The organism is Streptomyces sp. NPDC001848 (genome assembly GCF_042891915.1).
Lineage (GTDB): Bacteria > Actinomycetota > Actinomycetes > Streptomycetales > Streptomycetaceae > Streptomyces.
Genome location: NZ_JBIATP010000010.1, coordinates 285,291 through 299,539, shown reverse-complemented (window position 1 = coordinate 299,539; position 14,249 = coordinate 285,291). Strand labels below are relative to the sequence as shown.

Genomic DNA, 14,249 nt, shown 5'->3' with positions numbered 1-14,249 from the left:
ACGGTGGCCGGCGACAAGCAAGCGGAGACGACGGTGCCCGCGGAGGCCCGGGAGCAGCACGCGCAGCTCGCCGAGCAGATCGAGGAGCACCGCTTCCGGTACTACGTGAAGGACGCTCCCGTCATCAGCGACGCGGAGTTCGACCAGCTCCTGCGCTCGCTCGAAGCCCTCGAGGAGCAGTACCCGGAGCTGCGCACCCCCGACTCGCCCACCCAGAAGGTCGCGGGGGCGTACGAGACGGAGTTCACGGCCGTCCAGCACCGCGAGCGCATGCTCTCCCTGGACAACGCGTTCGACGACGAGGAGCTCGCCGCCTGGGCCGACCGCGTCGCCAAGGAGGTCGGCACCTCCGCGTACCACTTCCTGTGCGAACTGAAGGTCGACGGCCTCGCGGTCAATCTGACGTACGAGCACGGCCGCCTCACGCGCGCCGCGACCCGCGGCGACGGCCGCACCGGCGAGGACATCACTCCGAACGTCCGTACGATCGCGGAGATCCCGGACCGCCTCAACGGCGACCACGTCCCCGACCTCGTGGAGATCCGCGGCGAGGTCTACTTCCCGATGGAGAAGTTCGAGGAGCTCAACGCCCGCCTGGTGGCGGGCGGCGACAAGCCCTTCGCCAACCCGCGCAACGCCGCGGCGGGTTCCCTGCGCCAGAAGGACCCGCGCGTCACGGCCACCCGCCCGCTGCACATGGTGGTTCACGGCATCGGCGCCCTGAAGGGCTTCAAGGACGGCCTCACCCGCCTCTCCCAGGCGTACGACCTGCTGAAGTCCTGGGGGCTGCCCACCGCCCGGCACAACAAGGTGGTCGACGACCTCGACGGCGTGCGGGAGTTCATCGCCTACTTCGGGGAGAACCGCCACTCCGTGGAGCACGAGATCGACGGGGTCGTCGTCAAGCTCGACGAGATCCCGCTCCAGGGCCGCCTGGGCTCCACCTCCCGCGCCCCGCGCTGGGCGATCGCGTACAAGTACGCGCCCGAGGAGGTCAACACCAAGCTCATCAACATCCGCGTGGGTGTGGGCCGCACGGGCCGGGTCACGCCGTACGCCCAGGTCGAGCCGGTCACGGTGGCCGGCTCGGAGGTCGAGTTCGCCACCCTGCACAACCAGGACGTGGTCAAGGCCAAGGGCGTGCTCATCGGGGACACGGTGGTGCTGCGCAAGGCCGGTGACGTCATCCCGGAGATCCTCGGTCCGGTCGTCGACCTGCGCGACGGCACCGAGCGGGAGTTCGTGATGCCGTCCGAGTGCCCCGAGTGCGGCACCCCGCTGCGGCCCATGAAGGAGGGCGACGTCGATCTACGCTGCCCGAACGCGCGTTCCTGCCCCGCTCAGTTGCGCGAGCGTCTTTTCTACCTGGCGGGCCGCAAGGCGCTGGACATCGAGCACTTCGGCTACGTCGCCGCCGCCGCCCTCACCCAGCCCTTGGAGCCGACCGAGCCGCCGTTGAAGGACGAGGGCGACCTGTTCGACCTCACCGTCGAACAGCTGCTGCCCATCAAGGCGTACGTCCTCGACCAGGACAGCGGCCTGCCCAAGCGCGACCCGAAGACCGGCGAGGAGAAGGTCGCCACGGTCTTCGCCAACCAGCAGGGCGAGCCCAAGAAGAACGCGCTCGCGATGCTGGAGAACATCGCGGCGGCCAAGCAGCGCCCGCTCGCCCGCATCCTCACCGGCCTGTCGATCCGTCACGTCGGGCCGGTGGCGGCCGAGGCGCTGGCCCGCGAGTTCCGGTCGATCGACCGCATCGACCAGGCGAGCGAGGAGGAGCTGGCGGCCACCGACGGGGTCGGGCCCATCATCGCCGCCTCCCTCAAGCAGTGGTTCGCCGAGGACTGGCACCGCGACATCCTCCGCAAGTGGAAGGCCGCGGGCGTCCGTATGGAGGAGGAGCGCACCGGCGAGGACGAGGGGCCGCGTCCGCTGGAGGGGCTCACGGTGGTCGTCACCGGCACGCTTGAGCAGTACACGCGGGACGGCGCCAAGGAGGCGCTGCAGAGCCGCGGCGCGAAAGTGACCGGTTCTGTCTCCAAGAAGACGTCCTTCGTGGTGATGGGCGAGAATCCCGGATCGAAGTACGACAAGGCCATGCAGCTGAAGGTCCCCGTGCTGGATGAGGACGGTTTCGCCGTCCTGTTGGAACGAGGGCCGGAAGCAGCCGCGGAAGTCGCGCTTCCGACCGGGGAGTAGCGGTTGAATGTCACCCGTTCGGCGCATACCAGATGCATACGGGTGGCCGGGTCGCATTCGGGCAACCGTCCACGACCGCTGCCCGTGAAAGCCTTCTGCGGCCTACTGTTGAGCTGTGCGCCTGCCGTGCCCGGACGCGTGGTGGGTTTTCAGTCGCGGTGCCGTTGACGGTTCGTCGGGCAATCGGGCCGCGTGGCGAGGGCACCGGCTGTGAGAGGGACGGGAATGGAACCGACCAAGAGTGCCGCCCCGGACTCACGGCTGCGCCTGCGCCGGGTGTGCGGCGCCTGGCAGGCGGGGCGCCGGATCGTGCGGCCGTCCGGGCACGCGGGTACGGGCGGCCCGCGCGCCGTGCCACGAGCCGTGCGGGGGGCGACCCCCGGCCCCGGCGCCGGAGCCCCGGCGGGGAGCGCCCCGGGCACAAGCCCGCTGCCGGCCCTGCCACCCGGCCCCGGCGCGCTCGCCGACGGGCGTCCCTCCGGGCTGCCCGGCCAGGACGGCGACCGGCACATGTCGTGGCCCGCGCTGCCCGCGGTGGTCGTCGCGGCCGCCGGGTTCCTCCTCGGCGCCGGCTTCTACCGCGCGTTCGGCGAACACCACGCGCTGTTCCCGTCCGGGGCCGTCGGCTGGTCCCTGGCCGTGCTCACCGGCATCATCGTCGGCCACCTGGTCATGCTCGGCCGCTCCCGCTGGTGGGGCGGCACGGGCTCGGGCGCCGCCCTCACCCTCGCCGTCCTGCTGCTGTTCGGCTGGGTGCCCGCCGGGATGGTCAGCCTCACGGTCGTCGTCCTGGTCGGCGCCGCCCGGCCGGGCCGCTGGCGGCAGGGCATACTGCAGGGCGCGGCCGACCTCCTCGGCATCGGCGCCGCAGCCCTCGTACTGGCCGCCTTCGGGCAGGTCCCGACCGTCGAGGCGCCCTCGGACCCCGGGACCTGGACCCTCTACACCGCCCCCCAGGTCGTCCTCGCAGCCACCGCGTATCTCGCCGTGACCCGGCTGCTGCTGTGGTACCTGCACGCGCCGCGCACCGGCGGGCTGCCCACCGCCGTCCGCACCGCCCTGCTCCGCCAGGGACTCGTCGCCGTCGCGCTGCTCGGCATCGCCCCGCTGGTCTGCGTCGTGGCCGTCGCGGTGCCGGTCCTGCTGCCGCTGTTCGCCGTTCCGCTGATCGCCCTGGACTCCACCCTGTGGATAGCCCGGGCCCGTGCGGAGGAGCAGCTGCGCGACGGGCTCACCGGGCTGCCCAACCGCCAGTGGCTGCTGGAGCGCACCTGGACGGCCCTCGACGACGCCGAGCGGATCGGGGCACGGGCCGCCCTGATGCTGATCGACCTCGACCGCTTCCGGTCCGTGAACGACACGCTCGGCCATCTCGCGGGCGACCGCCTGCTGCTGCAGATAGCCGAGCGGCTGCGGCTGGCCCTGCCGCGCGGGGCGGAGGCAGCGCGGCTCGGGGGCGACGAGTTCGCGGTGTTACTGCCGGTCGCGGACTCCACGACGTCCGCGTCGAGGGCGGCCCGCAACCTGGTCGCCGCGCTGAGCTCGCCGCTCGACCTCGACGGGCTCACGCTCGTCCTGGAGGCCAGCGCCGGGGTCGCCGTCTTCCCCGACCACGCGCTGGACGCGGAGGGGCTGCTGCGGCGGGCGGACGTCGCGATGTACCAGGCGAAGCGGGACCGCACCGGGGTGGAGGTGTACGAGTCCAAGCGGGACTCGAACACACCGGACCGGCTGGGGCTTCTGGGGGATCTGCGGCGCGCGCTGGACGCGCACGAGGTGCAGTTGCACTACCAGCCGAAGGTGCGGTTCGACGGGCAGGTCGCCGGACTGGAGGCGCTGGTGCGGTGGGTGCATCCCGAGCGCGGGAAGGTGCCGCCGGACGAGTTCATCGCCATCGCGGAGTCCTCCGGGCTGATGCCGCACCTGACGGAGTACGTGCTGGAGACGGCGCTGGAGCAGGTCGCGCGATGGCGGGCGCAGGGGCTCACGGTGCCGGTCGCGGTGAACGTCTCCCCACGGGATGTCCACACGCCGGGGTTCGCGGGGTCGGTCGCGGCGCGGCTGGCCCGGCACGGGGTCCCGGCGGGCGCGCTCCAGCTGGAGATCACGGAACACGTCCTCCTGGAGGACCCCCAGCGGGCCGCCGACACCCTGGCGGGGCTGGCCGGGCACGGGGTGAAGATGTCGCTGGACGACTTCGGCACGGGCTACTCGTCGCTCGTGCATCTGCGGCGGCTGCCGGTGAGCGAGCTGAAGATCGACCGGTCGTTCGTGGCGCGGCTCGCGGTGGACGCGGAGGACGCCGAGATCGTGCGCTGCACGGTGGACCTCGCGCATTCGCTGGGCCTGCTCGTTGTCGCGGAGGGCGTCGAGGACGACGAGACATGGGAGCGGCTGCGCGACCTGGGCTGCGACGCGGTGCAGGGGTGGCTGGTCGCGGCGGCCATGCCGGCGGAGGAGACGACGGCGTGGCTGCGGGCCCGCGGAGTGCGGGGGTGGCAGCGCCCCAGGGCCGCGCTGCCCGCGGCCACCGCGGACGACCCCGGGCGGCTCGGCTGACCCGACAAGGGGCGTGATCAGTCGGCCCCCGCCGCGAAGTGCCCGACCAACAGGGCGAGCCGGCGTTCATGGGCCTCGGCCGGCAGGCGTCCGCTGCGCATCAGCGTGACCAGCCCGTGCAGCCCGGCCCAGTAGGTCTCCGTGAGCAGGCCCGGATCGTCGCCCTCGCTCGCGACGGGCTCGACGGCCCGGAGCAGTTCACCGAACGCCTCCTGCAGGGCCGCGGGCGCCTCGGGCGTGGCGAACGGCAGGTCCACGGGGTGGGTGAAGATCGCGTCGTACAGCGCGGGCCGCCGCCGCGCGAAGGCGGTGTACGCCTCGCCGACCGCCGCCAGCGCCGCGCGCGTGCCGTCGGCCGCCGTACGCGCGGTCCGCAACTCGACGGCAAGCTCGGCGCAACCCTCTACCGCGACCGCCGCCATGATGGCGTCCTTGCCCTTGAAGTGGCTGTACAGGACGGGCTGGCTGTAGTCGATCTCGGCGGCGAGCCGCCGGGTGGTGACGGCGTCCCAGCCCTCGGCCTCCGCCAGTTCCCGCGCGGCCGTCACGATCAGCCGCTCGCGTTCCGCTCGTTCGCGCTCCCGGCGCGTCTGAATCGACATGCCGGAATTCTAGCACCGCTAGCATTTCTGTCGACGCTCTGCTAGCTTCGCTCTTGTCCCTAGCGCTGCTAGCGAGGAGAGAAGACATGACCGTCACCGCCTACACCCTGGCCGTCGTGCTCGACCTGTTCTGCCTGTTCCTCGGGTACCGGTTCCTGTTCCAGCCCGGTCCTGCCGCCGCCGGCTACGGGGTTCCCGCCCGGCCGGACGGCGACGCGGGCGCCTACCTGACCATCAAGGGCCTCCGGGACGGCACCTACGGCGTCGCGGGCCTGGCGCTGCTCGCCTTCGCCGGTGCCCGTGCCGAGGCCTGGTTCATGCTCGCGGTGGCGCTCGTGCCGCTCTTCGACATGGTCATAGTCCTGCGCCACGGGGGTTCGAAGGCGGTCGCGTACGGGATCCACTTCGTCACGGCGGTCGTTGTTCTCATCAGCGCAGCTCTGCTCTTCGCCGTCTGATCCCGTCCGTCACCGACACCAGGGGGTTGCCCATGTCGCTGTTCGTCCCGAAGTTCGACGAGTCCGTGATCGTCCGTGATGCCGAGGCCGAGGTGGTCGGTGGCGCCCCCGTCGGCGTCAAGCTGCTGGCCGACAGCAGCGCCAGCGGAGGGGCGCTGTCCACCGTGCGCGTCACCCTCGGGGAGGGGGCCGACGGTGCGCGCCCGCACCTACACCACAACTCCGCCGAGATGTTCTACCTGCTCGACGGGGCCGCCGAGCTCCTCTCCGGCGACGACATCGTCACCGCCGAGCGCGGCGACCTGGTCATCGTCCCGCCGGGCAGGCCGCACGCCTTCGCCGCCGTTCCGGGCGCCTGCGCCGACATCCTCATCGTGATCACACCGGGTGTCGAACGCTTCGAGTACTTCCGCCACCTCCAGCGCATCCGCCTCGGCGAGGCCACCCCGGAGAGCCTGCTGGAGGTGCAGGACCTCTACGACAACCACTTCCTGCGCAGCGACACCTGGGAAGGGCGCCGAAGCTGAGGGGCGGGCGGGCGGCAAACCGTTTCACGGGGACCGTGTCCCGCCCCATAGGATTGGGCCAAAGCACACACACTCACCCCAGAGGATCGCTGCATGCCTGGCATCACGCGCGAGGAGGTCGCCCACCTCGCCCGGCTGGCGCGTCTGGAGCTGAAGCCCGAAGAGCTCGACCACTTCGCAGGCCAGCTCGACGACATCATCGGCGCGGTCGCCCGCGTCAGCGAGGTCGCCGACCAAGACGTACCCCCGACCTCCCACCCGCTGCCGCTGACCAATGTCATGCGCCCGGACGAGGTCCGTCCGTCGCTCACCCCCGAGCAGGCGCTGTCCGGCGCCCCGGCCCAGGAGCAGCAGCGTTTCAAGGTGCCGCAGATCCTGGGGGAGGAGTAGCCCGCCATGACGGACAAGAACAGCATCATCCGGCTCACCGCCGCCGAGACCGCCGCCAAGATCGCCTCCGGCGAGCTGACCGCCGTCGAGGTCACCGAGGCCCACCTCGCCCGGATCGAGGCCGTCGACGAGAAGGTGCACGCCTTCCTCCACGTCGACCGTGAGGGCGCGCTGGCGCAGGCCCGCGCCGTCGACGAGAAGCGGGAGCGCGGCGAGAAGCTCGGCCCGCTCGCCGGTGTGCCGCTCGCGCTGAAGGACATCTTCACCACCGAGGGCATCCCGACCACCGTCGGCTCCAAGATCCTCGAGGGCTGGATCCCGCCGTACGACGCGACCGTCACCAAGAAGCTCAAGGCCGCCGACGTCGTCATCATCGGCAAGACCAACATGGACGAGTTCGCCATGGGGTCGTCGACGGAGAACAGCGCGTTCGGGCCGACCGGCAACCCCTGGGACCTCACCCGTATCCCCGGTGGTTCCGGCGGTGGGTCGAGCGCCGCGCTCGCCTCCTTCCAGGCGCCCCTGGCCATCGGCACCGACACCGGCGGTTCCATCCGTCAGCCCGCCGCCGTCACCGGCACGGTCGGCGTCAAGCCGACGTACGGCGGGGTCTCCCGGTACGGCATGGTGGCGTTCTCCAGCTCCCTCGACCAGGGCGGCCCCTGCGCCCGTACGGTCCTGGACGCGGCCCTGCTGCACGAGGTGATCGCCGGCCACGACCCGCTGGACTCCACCTCCATCGACGCCCCGGTCCCGCCGGTCGTCGAGGCCGCCCGCAACGGCAGCGTGGCGGGCATGCGCGTCGGTGTCGTCAAGCAGTTCCGCGGCGAGGGCTACCAGGCCGGTGTCCTGCAGCGCTTCGACGAGTCCGTCGCGCTCCTGAAGGAGCTGGGCGCCGAGATCGTCGAGCTGGACTGCCCGTCCTTCGACCTGGCGCTGGCCGCGTACTACCTGATCGCGCCGAGCGAGTGCTCCAGCAACCTCGCCCGCTTCGACGGTCTGCGTTACGGCCTGCGCTCCGGCGACGACGGCACGCACTCCGCCGAGGAGGTCACCTCCCTCACCCGTGCGGAGGGCTTCGGCCCGGAGGTCAAGCGCCGCATCATGCTCGGCACGTACGCCCTGTCGAGCGGCTACTACGACGCGTACTACGGCTCCGCCCAGAAGGTCCGCACGCTCATCACCCGCGACTTCGAGAAGTCGTTCGAGAAGGTGGACGTGATCGTGTCGCCCACGACCCCCACCACCGCCTTCCCGATCGGCGAGCGCGCCGACGACCCGATGGCGATGTACCTCGCGGACCTGTGCACCATCCCGGTCAACCTGGCCGGCAACGCCGCCATGTCGCTGCCCTGCGGTCTCGCCCCGGAGGACAACCTCCCGGTGGGCCTGCAGATCATCGCCCCGGCGACGAAGGACGACCGCCTCTACAAGGTCGGCGCCGCCGTCGAGGCCGCCTTCGTGGAAAAGTGGGGGCACCCGCTTCTCGAGGAGGCTCCGTCGCTGTGAGCAAGGCACTGTCGAAGGCCAAGGGCTTCAAGAAGTCGAAGTCCGGTACGTACCTGTCCATGGCCACCACCGCGTTCGGCGCGATCAGTGTCGCGAAGCAGGTCAAGAAGGCCCGCCTCGAACACGACACGCTGCGCCTGATCGACGCCGCCGTGTCCGCCGCCGCCATCGTCACCGGCCTCGCCATCCTCGTCCGCGAGCTGAAGCGGCTGGGCGACGACGACGTCCTGCTGGGCTGAGAGGGAAGTTTCACCGTGACCACCATGACCGACCTGGTGTCGTACGAGGACGCGCTGGCGTCGTACGACCCCGTCATGGGCCTCGAGGTCCATGTCGAACTCGGCACCAGGACCAAGATGTTCTGCGGCTGTTCCACGGCGCTCGGCGCCGACCCGAACACCCAGACCTGCCCCACCTGCCTCGGCCTGCCCGGCTCCCTCCCGGTCGTCAACGCGACCGGCGTGGAGTCCGCGATCAGGATCGGTCTCGCGCTGAACTGCGAGATCGCCGAGTGGTGCCGCTTCGCCCGGAAGAACTACTTCTATCCGGACATGCCGAAGAACTTCCAGACCTCCCAGTACGACGAGCCGATCGCCTTCAACGGCTACCTCGACGTGCAGCTGGAGGACGGCACGACCTTCCGCGTGGAGATCGAGCGCGCCCACATGGAGGAGGACACCGGCAAGTCGACCCACGTCGGCGGCGCCACCGGCCGCATCCACGGCGCCCAGCACTCGCTGCTGGACTACAACCGCGCCGGCATCCCGCTGATCGAGATCGTCACCAAGCCGATCGTCGGTGCCGGCGAGCGCGCCCCCGAGGTGGCGAAGGCGTACGTCCGTGAGCTCCGCGAGCTCATCCGGGCACTCGGCGTCTCCGAGGCCCGCATGGAGATGGGCCAGATGCGCTGTGACGTGAACCTGTCGCTGATGCCGAAGGGCTCGGAGAAGTTCGGCACCCGCTCCGAGACCAAGAACGTCAACTCGCTGCGGTCCGTCGAGCGCGCCTGCCGCTACGAGATCCAGCGCCACGCCGCCGTGCTCGGCAGCGGTGGCACGGTGACCCAGGAGACCCGCCACTTCCACGAGGACACCGGTACGACCACCTCGGGCCGGACCAAGGAGGAGGCCGAGGACTACCGGTACTTCCCCGAGCCGGACCTGGTGCCCGTCGCGCCCGCGCGCGAGTGGGTCGAGGAGCTGCGCGCCGGGCTGCCCGAGCTGCCGCTGGTGCGCCGCAACCGGCTGCGCGAGGAGTGGGGCGTCTCGGCGACCGACATGCAGGCGATCCTCAACGCCGGCGCCCTGGACCTGATCGTCGCCACCATCGACGCGGGCGCCGACGCGGCCGCCGCGCGCAAGTGGTGGATGGGCGAACTGGCCCGCAACGCCAACGAGTCGGGCAAGGCCCTGGACGAGCTGCCGATCACTCCGGAGCAGGTCGCGCGCGTGACCAAGCTGGTGGAGTCGGGCGACCTCAACGACAAGCTGGCCCGCCAGGTCATCGAGGGCGTCCTCGCGGGCGAGGGCACCCCGGACGAGGTCGTCGAGAAGCGCGGTCTGAAGGTCGTCTCCGACGAGGGCGCGCTGACCGCCGCCGTCGAGGAGGCCATCGCCGGCAACCCGGCCATCGCGGACAAGATCCGCGGCGGCAAGGTGGCCGCGGCCGGCGCCCTGGTCGGCGCCGTCATGAAGGCCACCCGCGGCCAGGCCGACGCCGCCCGCGTCAAGGAGCTGATCCTGCAGAAGCTGGGCGTCAGCGAGGGCTGACGGAGATCGCGGAACGCCCCCGAGGGGCAGTGCACCGAACCTGGTGTACTGCCCCTTCTTCGCTTACAAAAACCTTATGTGGCGACAGAGTTGCTGGGATTGTCCTGTGACTTAGGTCCCACTCTTGTGAGGAAGCCCACGAAAGCGACAAAGGATCTTCGTGGGCTGCGAAAGTGTTGGGGATTGCTCATGTGTTCTTTGCGGGATGTTCAGTTCCATCTGTGGCTGTCCCCGGGCAAAGATCCACGAATGACCCCAGGGAGCACGATCCGTGGCAGCCCTCGCACGTTGGTGTGTCCGCCACCGCCTTCTCACGGTTTTGCTGTGGCTGATCGCCTTCGCCGGCGTCACCTCCGCGGCAGCCGTCACGGGCTCCGCGTACTCGAACAACTACGGCGCCCCCGGCACCGAGTCCGACCACGCCTACCGGTTGATCCAGAAGAGCTTCCCGCACCTGAGCGGCGACAGTGACACCGTCGTCTGGCACACCGCCGGCGGCAGCGTGCGCGACACCGACGTCCAGCAGACGATGACCCGCACCCTGGACCGCATCGCGGACCTGCCCGGCGTCGCCTCCGTCACCAACCCCTACCAGGGCAACCACGGCGACGCGATCAGCCGCGACGGCCACACCGCGTACGCCACGGTCACCTTCGCCCACGAGTCCCAGGACATCAAGAAGGGCGAGGCCCAGACCGTCGTCAGCACTGCCAAGGCCGCCGAGACCCGCGGGCTCCAGGTGGAACTCGGCGGCAGCGCCGTCTCGCTCACCGAGGCGGGGGGCGGGCACCTCGCCGAGGTCATCGGCGTGGCCGTCGCCGCCGTGGTCCTCTTCCTCGCCTTCGGCTCGCTCGCCGCCTCCCTGCTGCCCATCGCGACCGCGCTGATCGGCGTCGGCACCGCCTACTTCGGTATCGAACTGCTCGGGCACGCGATGACCGTCGCCGACTTCGCGCCCATGCTCGGCGTGCTGATCGGCCTCGGTGTCGGCATCGACTACGCGCTGTTCATCGTGACCAGGCACCGCCGCAGCCTCAAGCGCGGCGTCCCGGTGACCGAGGCCGCCGTGAACGCCGTCGCCACCACCGGTCGGGCCGTCGTCTTCGCGGGCGCCACCGTGTGCATCGCGCTGCTCGGCATGCTGATCCTCCGGCTGGGCTTCCTCAACGGCGTCGCGGTCGCCGCCTGCCTCACCGTGCTGCTCACCGTCGCGGCCTCGATCACCCTGCTGCCCGCCCTGCTGTCCTACATCGGCCCGCGCGCCCTCAGCAGGCGCGAGCGGCGCAGGCTCTACGAGCACGGGCCCGAACCCGAGGTGCCGACCGGGCTGTCGGCCCGCTGGTCCGCGTTCGTGGAACGCCACCCCAAGAAGCTGGGTGCCGTCGCCCTGGCCGTCATGGCGCTGCTCGCGCTGCCCACGCTCTCCCTCCACCTCGGCACCTCCGACCAGGGCAACGACCCGAAGACGTCGACCACCCGGCAGGCCTACGACCTGCTCGCCGAGGGCTTCGGGCCCGGCGTCAACGGCCCGCTCACCCTGGTCGGCAAGGTCGGTGGTGCCGAGGACAAGCTCGTCCTCGACAACCTCGACTCCACGCTCGCCACCACCAAGGGCGTCGCCGCCGTGACACCGGTGACGTACGACAGCAGCGGCACCACGGCGTACCTCACCGTCGTGCCCGACTCCGCCCCGCAGTCCCAGCAGACCAGCGACCTGGTGAAACGGCTGCGCTCCGACGTGCTGCCGCGCGCCGAGAAGGGCACCAGCCTCGACCTGTACGTGGGCGGAGTGACGGCCGGCTACGACGACTTCGCGAGCGTGATCATCGGCAAGCTGCCACTGTTCGTGGGCGTGGTGATCGGCCTCGGCTGCGTGCTGCTCCTGCTGGCCTTCCGGTCCTTCGGCATCCCACTGAAGGCCGCCGCGATGAACCTCGCCGCCGTCGCCGCCGCCTTCGGCGTGGTCGTCGCGATGTTCCAGTGGGGCTGGGGGAGCGAGCTGCTGGGCCTCGGCAGTGCCGGCCCGATCGAGCCCTTCCTCCCCGTGATCATGGTCTCGGTGCTCTTCGGCCTGTCCATGGACTACCAGGTGTTCCTGGTCAGCCGCATGTACGAGGAGTGGCTGGAGACCGGCGACAACCGCCGCGCCGTGCGCATCGGACTCGCCGAGACCAGCCGGGTGATCAACTCGGCCGCCGTCATCATGATCTCCGTCTTCCTGTCCTTCGTGCTCGCCGGCGACCGGGTGATCGCCATGTTCGGCATCGCGCTCGCCTCCGCCGTCGCCCTGGACGCCTTCGTCCTGCGCACCCTGCTCGTCCCCGCCCTCATGCACCTCCTCGGCGCCGCCAACTGGTGGCTGCCCTCCTGGCTGGAGCGCCGGCTGCCGCGGATCAGCATCGAACCGCCGGAGTGCCGTGCGCCGATTCCGGGGGTTCCGGCGATTCCCCGGCAGCGTCTTGGCGACGATGCCGTGATCGACGTGCTGCTGACGGAGCGGGAGCAGGATGTACGGGATATCCCTGGGTGACGACGGAGCCGAGCTGCGGCCCCTGGAGCCGTGGCACGGCGAGGAGTTCCTGGCGCACCTCGACCGGGGACGGGAGTTCATCAACCGGCACATCCCGTTCGGGGTGAACGCGACGGACGTCGACTCCGCCCGGGCCGTCCTGCAGTCGTACGCCGACAAGCGCGCCGCCGACAGTGGCTTCCTGCACGGGCTGTGGCTGGACGGCAAGCTGGTCGGCGGACTGCTCTTCCGCGTCTTCGACGCCGCGGGGGGCAACTGCGAGCTCGGCTGCTGGCTGGAGCCCGCGGCGGCCGGACGGGGCCTGGTCACCCGTGGGGCGCGGGTGCTCGTCGACTGGGCGTTTGACGAGCGGGGCATGCACCGTGTGGAGTGGTACGCGTCGTCCGCCAACGAACCGAGCATCAACGTGGCGCGACGGCTCGGCATGACCCGGGAAGGGGTGCTCCGCGAGGCGTACCCGCACCGGGGTGTGCGTCAGGACATCGAGGTCTGGTCGGTGCTCGCCCCCGAGTGGCGTGCGGCACGCGCGCGTGCAGGCGGCGACGATCACCAGTAGACGATCATTAAGAGACCTCTCAGACAGCGTCCGTACGGTGCGAGGCATGGGAACCAAGACAGTGGACGAGGCCGGGGCCGTGAGCGGCGTCGAGGCGACGAACGACGAGCAGAAGGCGGAGGTCACCAAGACCGACAAGGCCAACGAGGCCAACGAGGCCACCGAGGCCACCGAGGCCCCAGAGACGAGCGAGGTGACGGAGGCGGTCGAGGAGGCCACCCCGAAGGGCCCCTCCGGCGTGGGCCAGGGCGCCGGGGCGGTGGTCTCCGCCGCACTCGGCCTGATCTCGCTCAGCGGCAGCTGGCTCGGCACCGTGGCCGGAGCGCGCCAGCAACTGGTCGGCCAGCTGCAGACCTCGTCCCAGGCGAGCGTCGCCAAGCAGATCAAGGCGGTCTACGGCGACGCCTGGCACGCCACGGCGCTGTGGGGCGGCCTGTTCGCGCTGGCCGCGCTGATCGTAGGCGTCGTGGTGCTGGCCCGGCCGGCGTTCGGGACACCCGGAAAGCCACAGGCGGCGTGGATCAAGTCGGTCGCGTGGGGCGGTGTCGCGCTCGGTGTCATCGGCCTGTTCCTGGCCGTGTTGAAGTACACGGACATCCTGCTCGGGCTGCCGTCCGCCGGCTGAACGCCGCACTTGTGAGGGGTCTTGGGGCGTCTCCGGCGTACTCGCCGGGCCCCTAAGACCTCCTCTTCGCATCTAAGGACCCGGGTCAGTAAGAAGATGCGGAATCTTCCCGATGCGGCGGACCCCCCTCGGAAACGAAGGTTGAGACAGCGCGGAAAGCGATGCCGCGCCACAACCTCCAAGGGGGAAGCACATGCTCGCCTACGACCTGCACAAGATCCGTTCCGCCGAGCTGATCCGCGAGGCCGACGACTACCGCCTCGCCCGCGCGGCCCAGCGCCGCCGCCGGCAGTCGGCCGACGACGCGGCCCGCCCGGCCCGGTCCCATAGTTCGCGTCAGGGCCGCAGCGGACTCGCCCGCGCGGCGTGAACACGCGGCCGTGCCGGGACGGCGCGGGCCCCGCGCTCCCGGCGCACGCCGACCCCGACCGATCCGCCGCAGCGGCCGTCCCCCCATCACCGGGGGCGGCCGCTTCCGCATCGCCGGTGCGAATAATCGGTGCCGCGCTGTCAGTGCCTCATGAC

13 protein-coding genes are annotated in these 14,249 nt (G+C 71.1%); 12 read left to right on the top strand and 1 reads right to left on the bottom strand.

From position 1 onward, the window contains the following. Window positions 1-3 precede the first annotated feature (3 nt). On the top strand, window positions 4-2,199 hold the full coding sequence (gene ligA / locus ACFYZJ_RS22410; RefSeq protein WP_388570679.1) for an NAD-dependent DNA ligase LigA: 2,196 nt from the start codon (window positions 4-6) through the stop codon (window positions 2,197-2,199). 225 nt (window positions 2,200-2,424) lie between these two features. Beyond that, window positions 2,425-4,758: a putative bifunctional diguanylate cyclase/phosphodiesterase gene (locus ACFYZJ_RS22405; RefSeq protein ID WP_388570677.1), complete on the top strand. Its 2,334-nt coding sequence runs from the start codon at window positions 2,425-2,427 to the stop codon at window positions 4,756-4,758. A gap of 17 nt (window positions 4,759-4,775) precedes the next feature. On the opposite strand, the gene ACFYZJ_RS22400 is transcribed toward ACFYZJ_RS22405, so the two are convergent. Further along, entirely contained in the window at window positions 4,776-5,360 is a 585-nt protein-coding gene (locus tag ACFYZJ_RS22400; protein WP_388570675.1) for a TetR/AcrR family transcriptional regulator, read from the bottom strand. An 86-nt stretch (window positions 5,361-5,446) separates the two neighbouring features. Here ACFYZJ_RS22400 and ACFYZJ_RS22395 point away from each other — a divergent pair, with 86 nt between their 5' ends. From ACFYZJ_RS22395 to ACFYZJ_RS22350, 10 genes are all read left to right on the top strand, one after another. Further along, window positions 5,447-5,818 carry a DUF4267 domain-containing protein gene (locus ACFYZJ_RS22395; protein WP_388570674.1) on the top strand — a complete coding sequence of 124 codons (372 nt, stop codon included), beginning with the start codon at window positions 5,447-5,449 and terminating at the stop codon, window positions 5,816-5,818. A 32-nt stretch (window positions 5,819-5,850) separates the two neighbouring features. Further along, on the top strand, window positions 5,851-6,345 hold the full coding sequence (locus ACFYZJ_RS22390) for a cupin domain-containing protein (protein WP_388570672.1): 495 nt from the start codon (window positions 5,851-5,853) through the stop codon (window positions 6,343-6,345). 93 nt (window positions 6,346-6,438) lie between these two features. Continuing rightward, window positions 6,439-6,735 (top strand): Asp-tRNA(Asn)/Glu-tRNA(Gln) amidotransferase subunit GatC, encoded by a 297-nt coding sequence (gene gatC, locus ACFYZJ_RS22385; protein WP_004925108.1) that lies wholly within the window; start codon window positions 6,439-6,441, stop codon window positions 6,733-6,735. 6 nt (window positions 6,736-6,741) lie between these two features. Further along, on the top strand, window positions 6,742-8,244 hold the full coding sequence (gene gatA / locus ACFYZJ_RS22380; protein WP_388570670.1) for an Asp-tRNA(Asn)/Glu-tRNA(Gln) amidotransferase subunit GatA: 1,503 nt from the start codon (window positions 6,742-6,744) through the stop codon (window positions 8,242-8,244). Then, on the top strand, window positions 8,241-8,483 hold the full coding sequence (locus tag ACFYZJ_RS22375; RefSeq protein ID WP_388570668.1) for a hypothetical protein: 243 nt from the start codon (window positions 8,241-8,243) through the stop codon (window positions 8,481-8,483). The genes gatA and ACFYZJ_RS22375 overlap by 4 nt, the downstream gene beginning before the upstream one ends. A gap of 15 nt (window positions 8,484-8,498) precedes the next feature. Next, the gene (gatB, locus tag ACFYZJ_RS22370; RefSeq protein ID WP_388570666.1) at window positions 8,499-10,013 is read left to right on the top strand and encodes an Asp-tRNA(Asn)/Glu-tRNA(Gln) amidotransferase subunit GatB; all 1,515 of its coding nucleotides are present in this window, start codon (window positions 8,499-8,501) and stop codon (window positions 10,011-10,013) included. A 271-nt stretch (window positions 10,014-10,284) separates the two neighbouring features. Then, on the top strand, window positions 10,285-12,543 hold the full coding sequence (locus ACFYZJ_RS22365) for an MMPL family transporter (protein ID WP_388570664.1): 2,259 nt from the start codon (window positions 10,285-10,287) through the stop codon (window positions 12,541-12,543). After that, window positions 12,521-13,099, top strand: coding sequence for a GNAT family N-acetyltransferase (locus tag ACFYZJ_RS22360; protein WP_388570662.1), 579 nt, complete (start codon window positions 12,521-12,523; stop codon window positions 13,097-13,099). The genes ACFYZJ_RS22365 and ACFYZJ_RS22360 overlap by 23 nt, the downstream gene beginning before the upstream one ends. 46 nt (window positions 13,100-13,145) lie before the next feature. After that, a complete protein-coding gene (locus tag ACFYZJ_RS22355; protein ID WP_388570661.1) occupies window positions 13,146-13,724 on the top strand; it encodes a hypothetical protein in 579 nt (192 codons plus the stop codon). A 193-nt stretch (window positions 13,725-13,917) separates the two neighbouring features. Then, window positions 13,918-14,094, top strand: coding sequence for a hypothetical protein (locus ACFYZJ_RS22350; protein WP_388570659.1), 177 nt, complete (start codon window positions 13,918-13,920; stop codon window positions 14,092-14,094). Window positions 14,095-14,249 lie beyond the last annotated feature (155 nt).

What these genes read in the sequence shown, in the direction of transcription:
- ACFYZJ_RS22405 (WP_388570677.1), top strand. Translation starts at nt 2,425, where the DNA reads ATGGAACCGACCAAGAGTGCCGCCCCGGACTCACGGCTGCGCCTGCGC.
- ACFYZJ_RS22400 (WP_388570675.1), bottom strand. Translation starts at nt 5,360, where the DNA reads ATGTCGATTCAGACGCGCCGGGAGCGCGAACGAGCGGAACGCGAGCGG.
- ACFYZJ_RS22395 (WP_388570674.1), top strand. Translation starts at nt 5,447, where the DNA reads ATGACCGTCACCGCCTACACCCTGGCCGTCGTGCTCGACCTGTTCTGC.
- ACFYZJ_RS22390 (WP_388570672.1), top strand. Translation starts at nt 5,851, where the DNA reads ATGTCGCTGTTCGTCCCGAAGTTCGACGAGTCCGTGATCGTCCGTGAT.
- gatC (WP_004925108.1), top strand. Translation starts at nt 6,439, where the DNA reads ATGCCTGGCATCACGCGCGAGGAGGTCGCCCACCTCGCCCGGCTGGCG.
- gatA (WP_388570670.1), top strand. Translation starts at nt 6,742, where the DNA reads ATGACGGACAAGAACAGCATCATCCGGCTCACCGCCGCCGAGACCGCC.
- ACFYZJ_RS22360 (WP_388570662.1), top strand. Translation starts at nt 12,521, where the DNA reads ATGTACGGGATATCCCTGGGTGACGACGGAGCCGAGCTGCGGCCCCTG.
- ACFYZJ_RS22355 (WP_388570661.1), top strand. Translation starts at nt 13,146, where the DNA reads ATGGGAACCAAGACAGTGGACGAGGCCGGGGCCGTGAGCGGCGTCGAG.
- ACFYZJ_RS22350 (WP_388570659.1), top strand. Translation starts at nt 13,918, where the DNA reads ATGCTCGCCTACGACCTGCACAAGATCCGTTCCGCCGAGCTGATCCGC.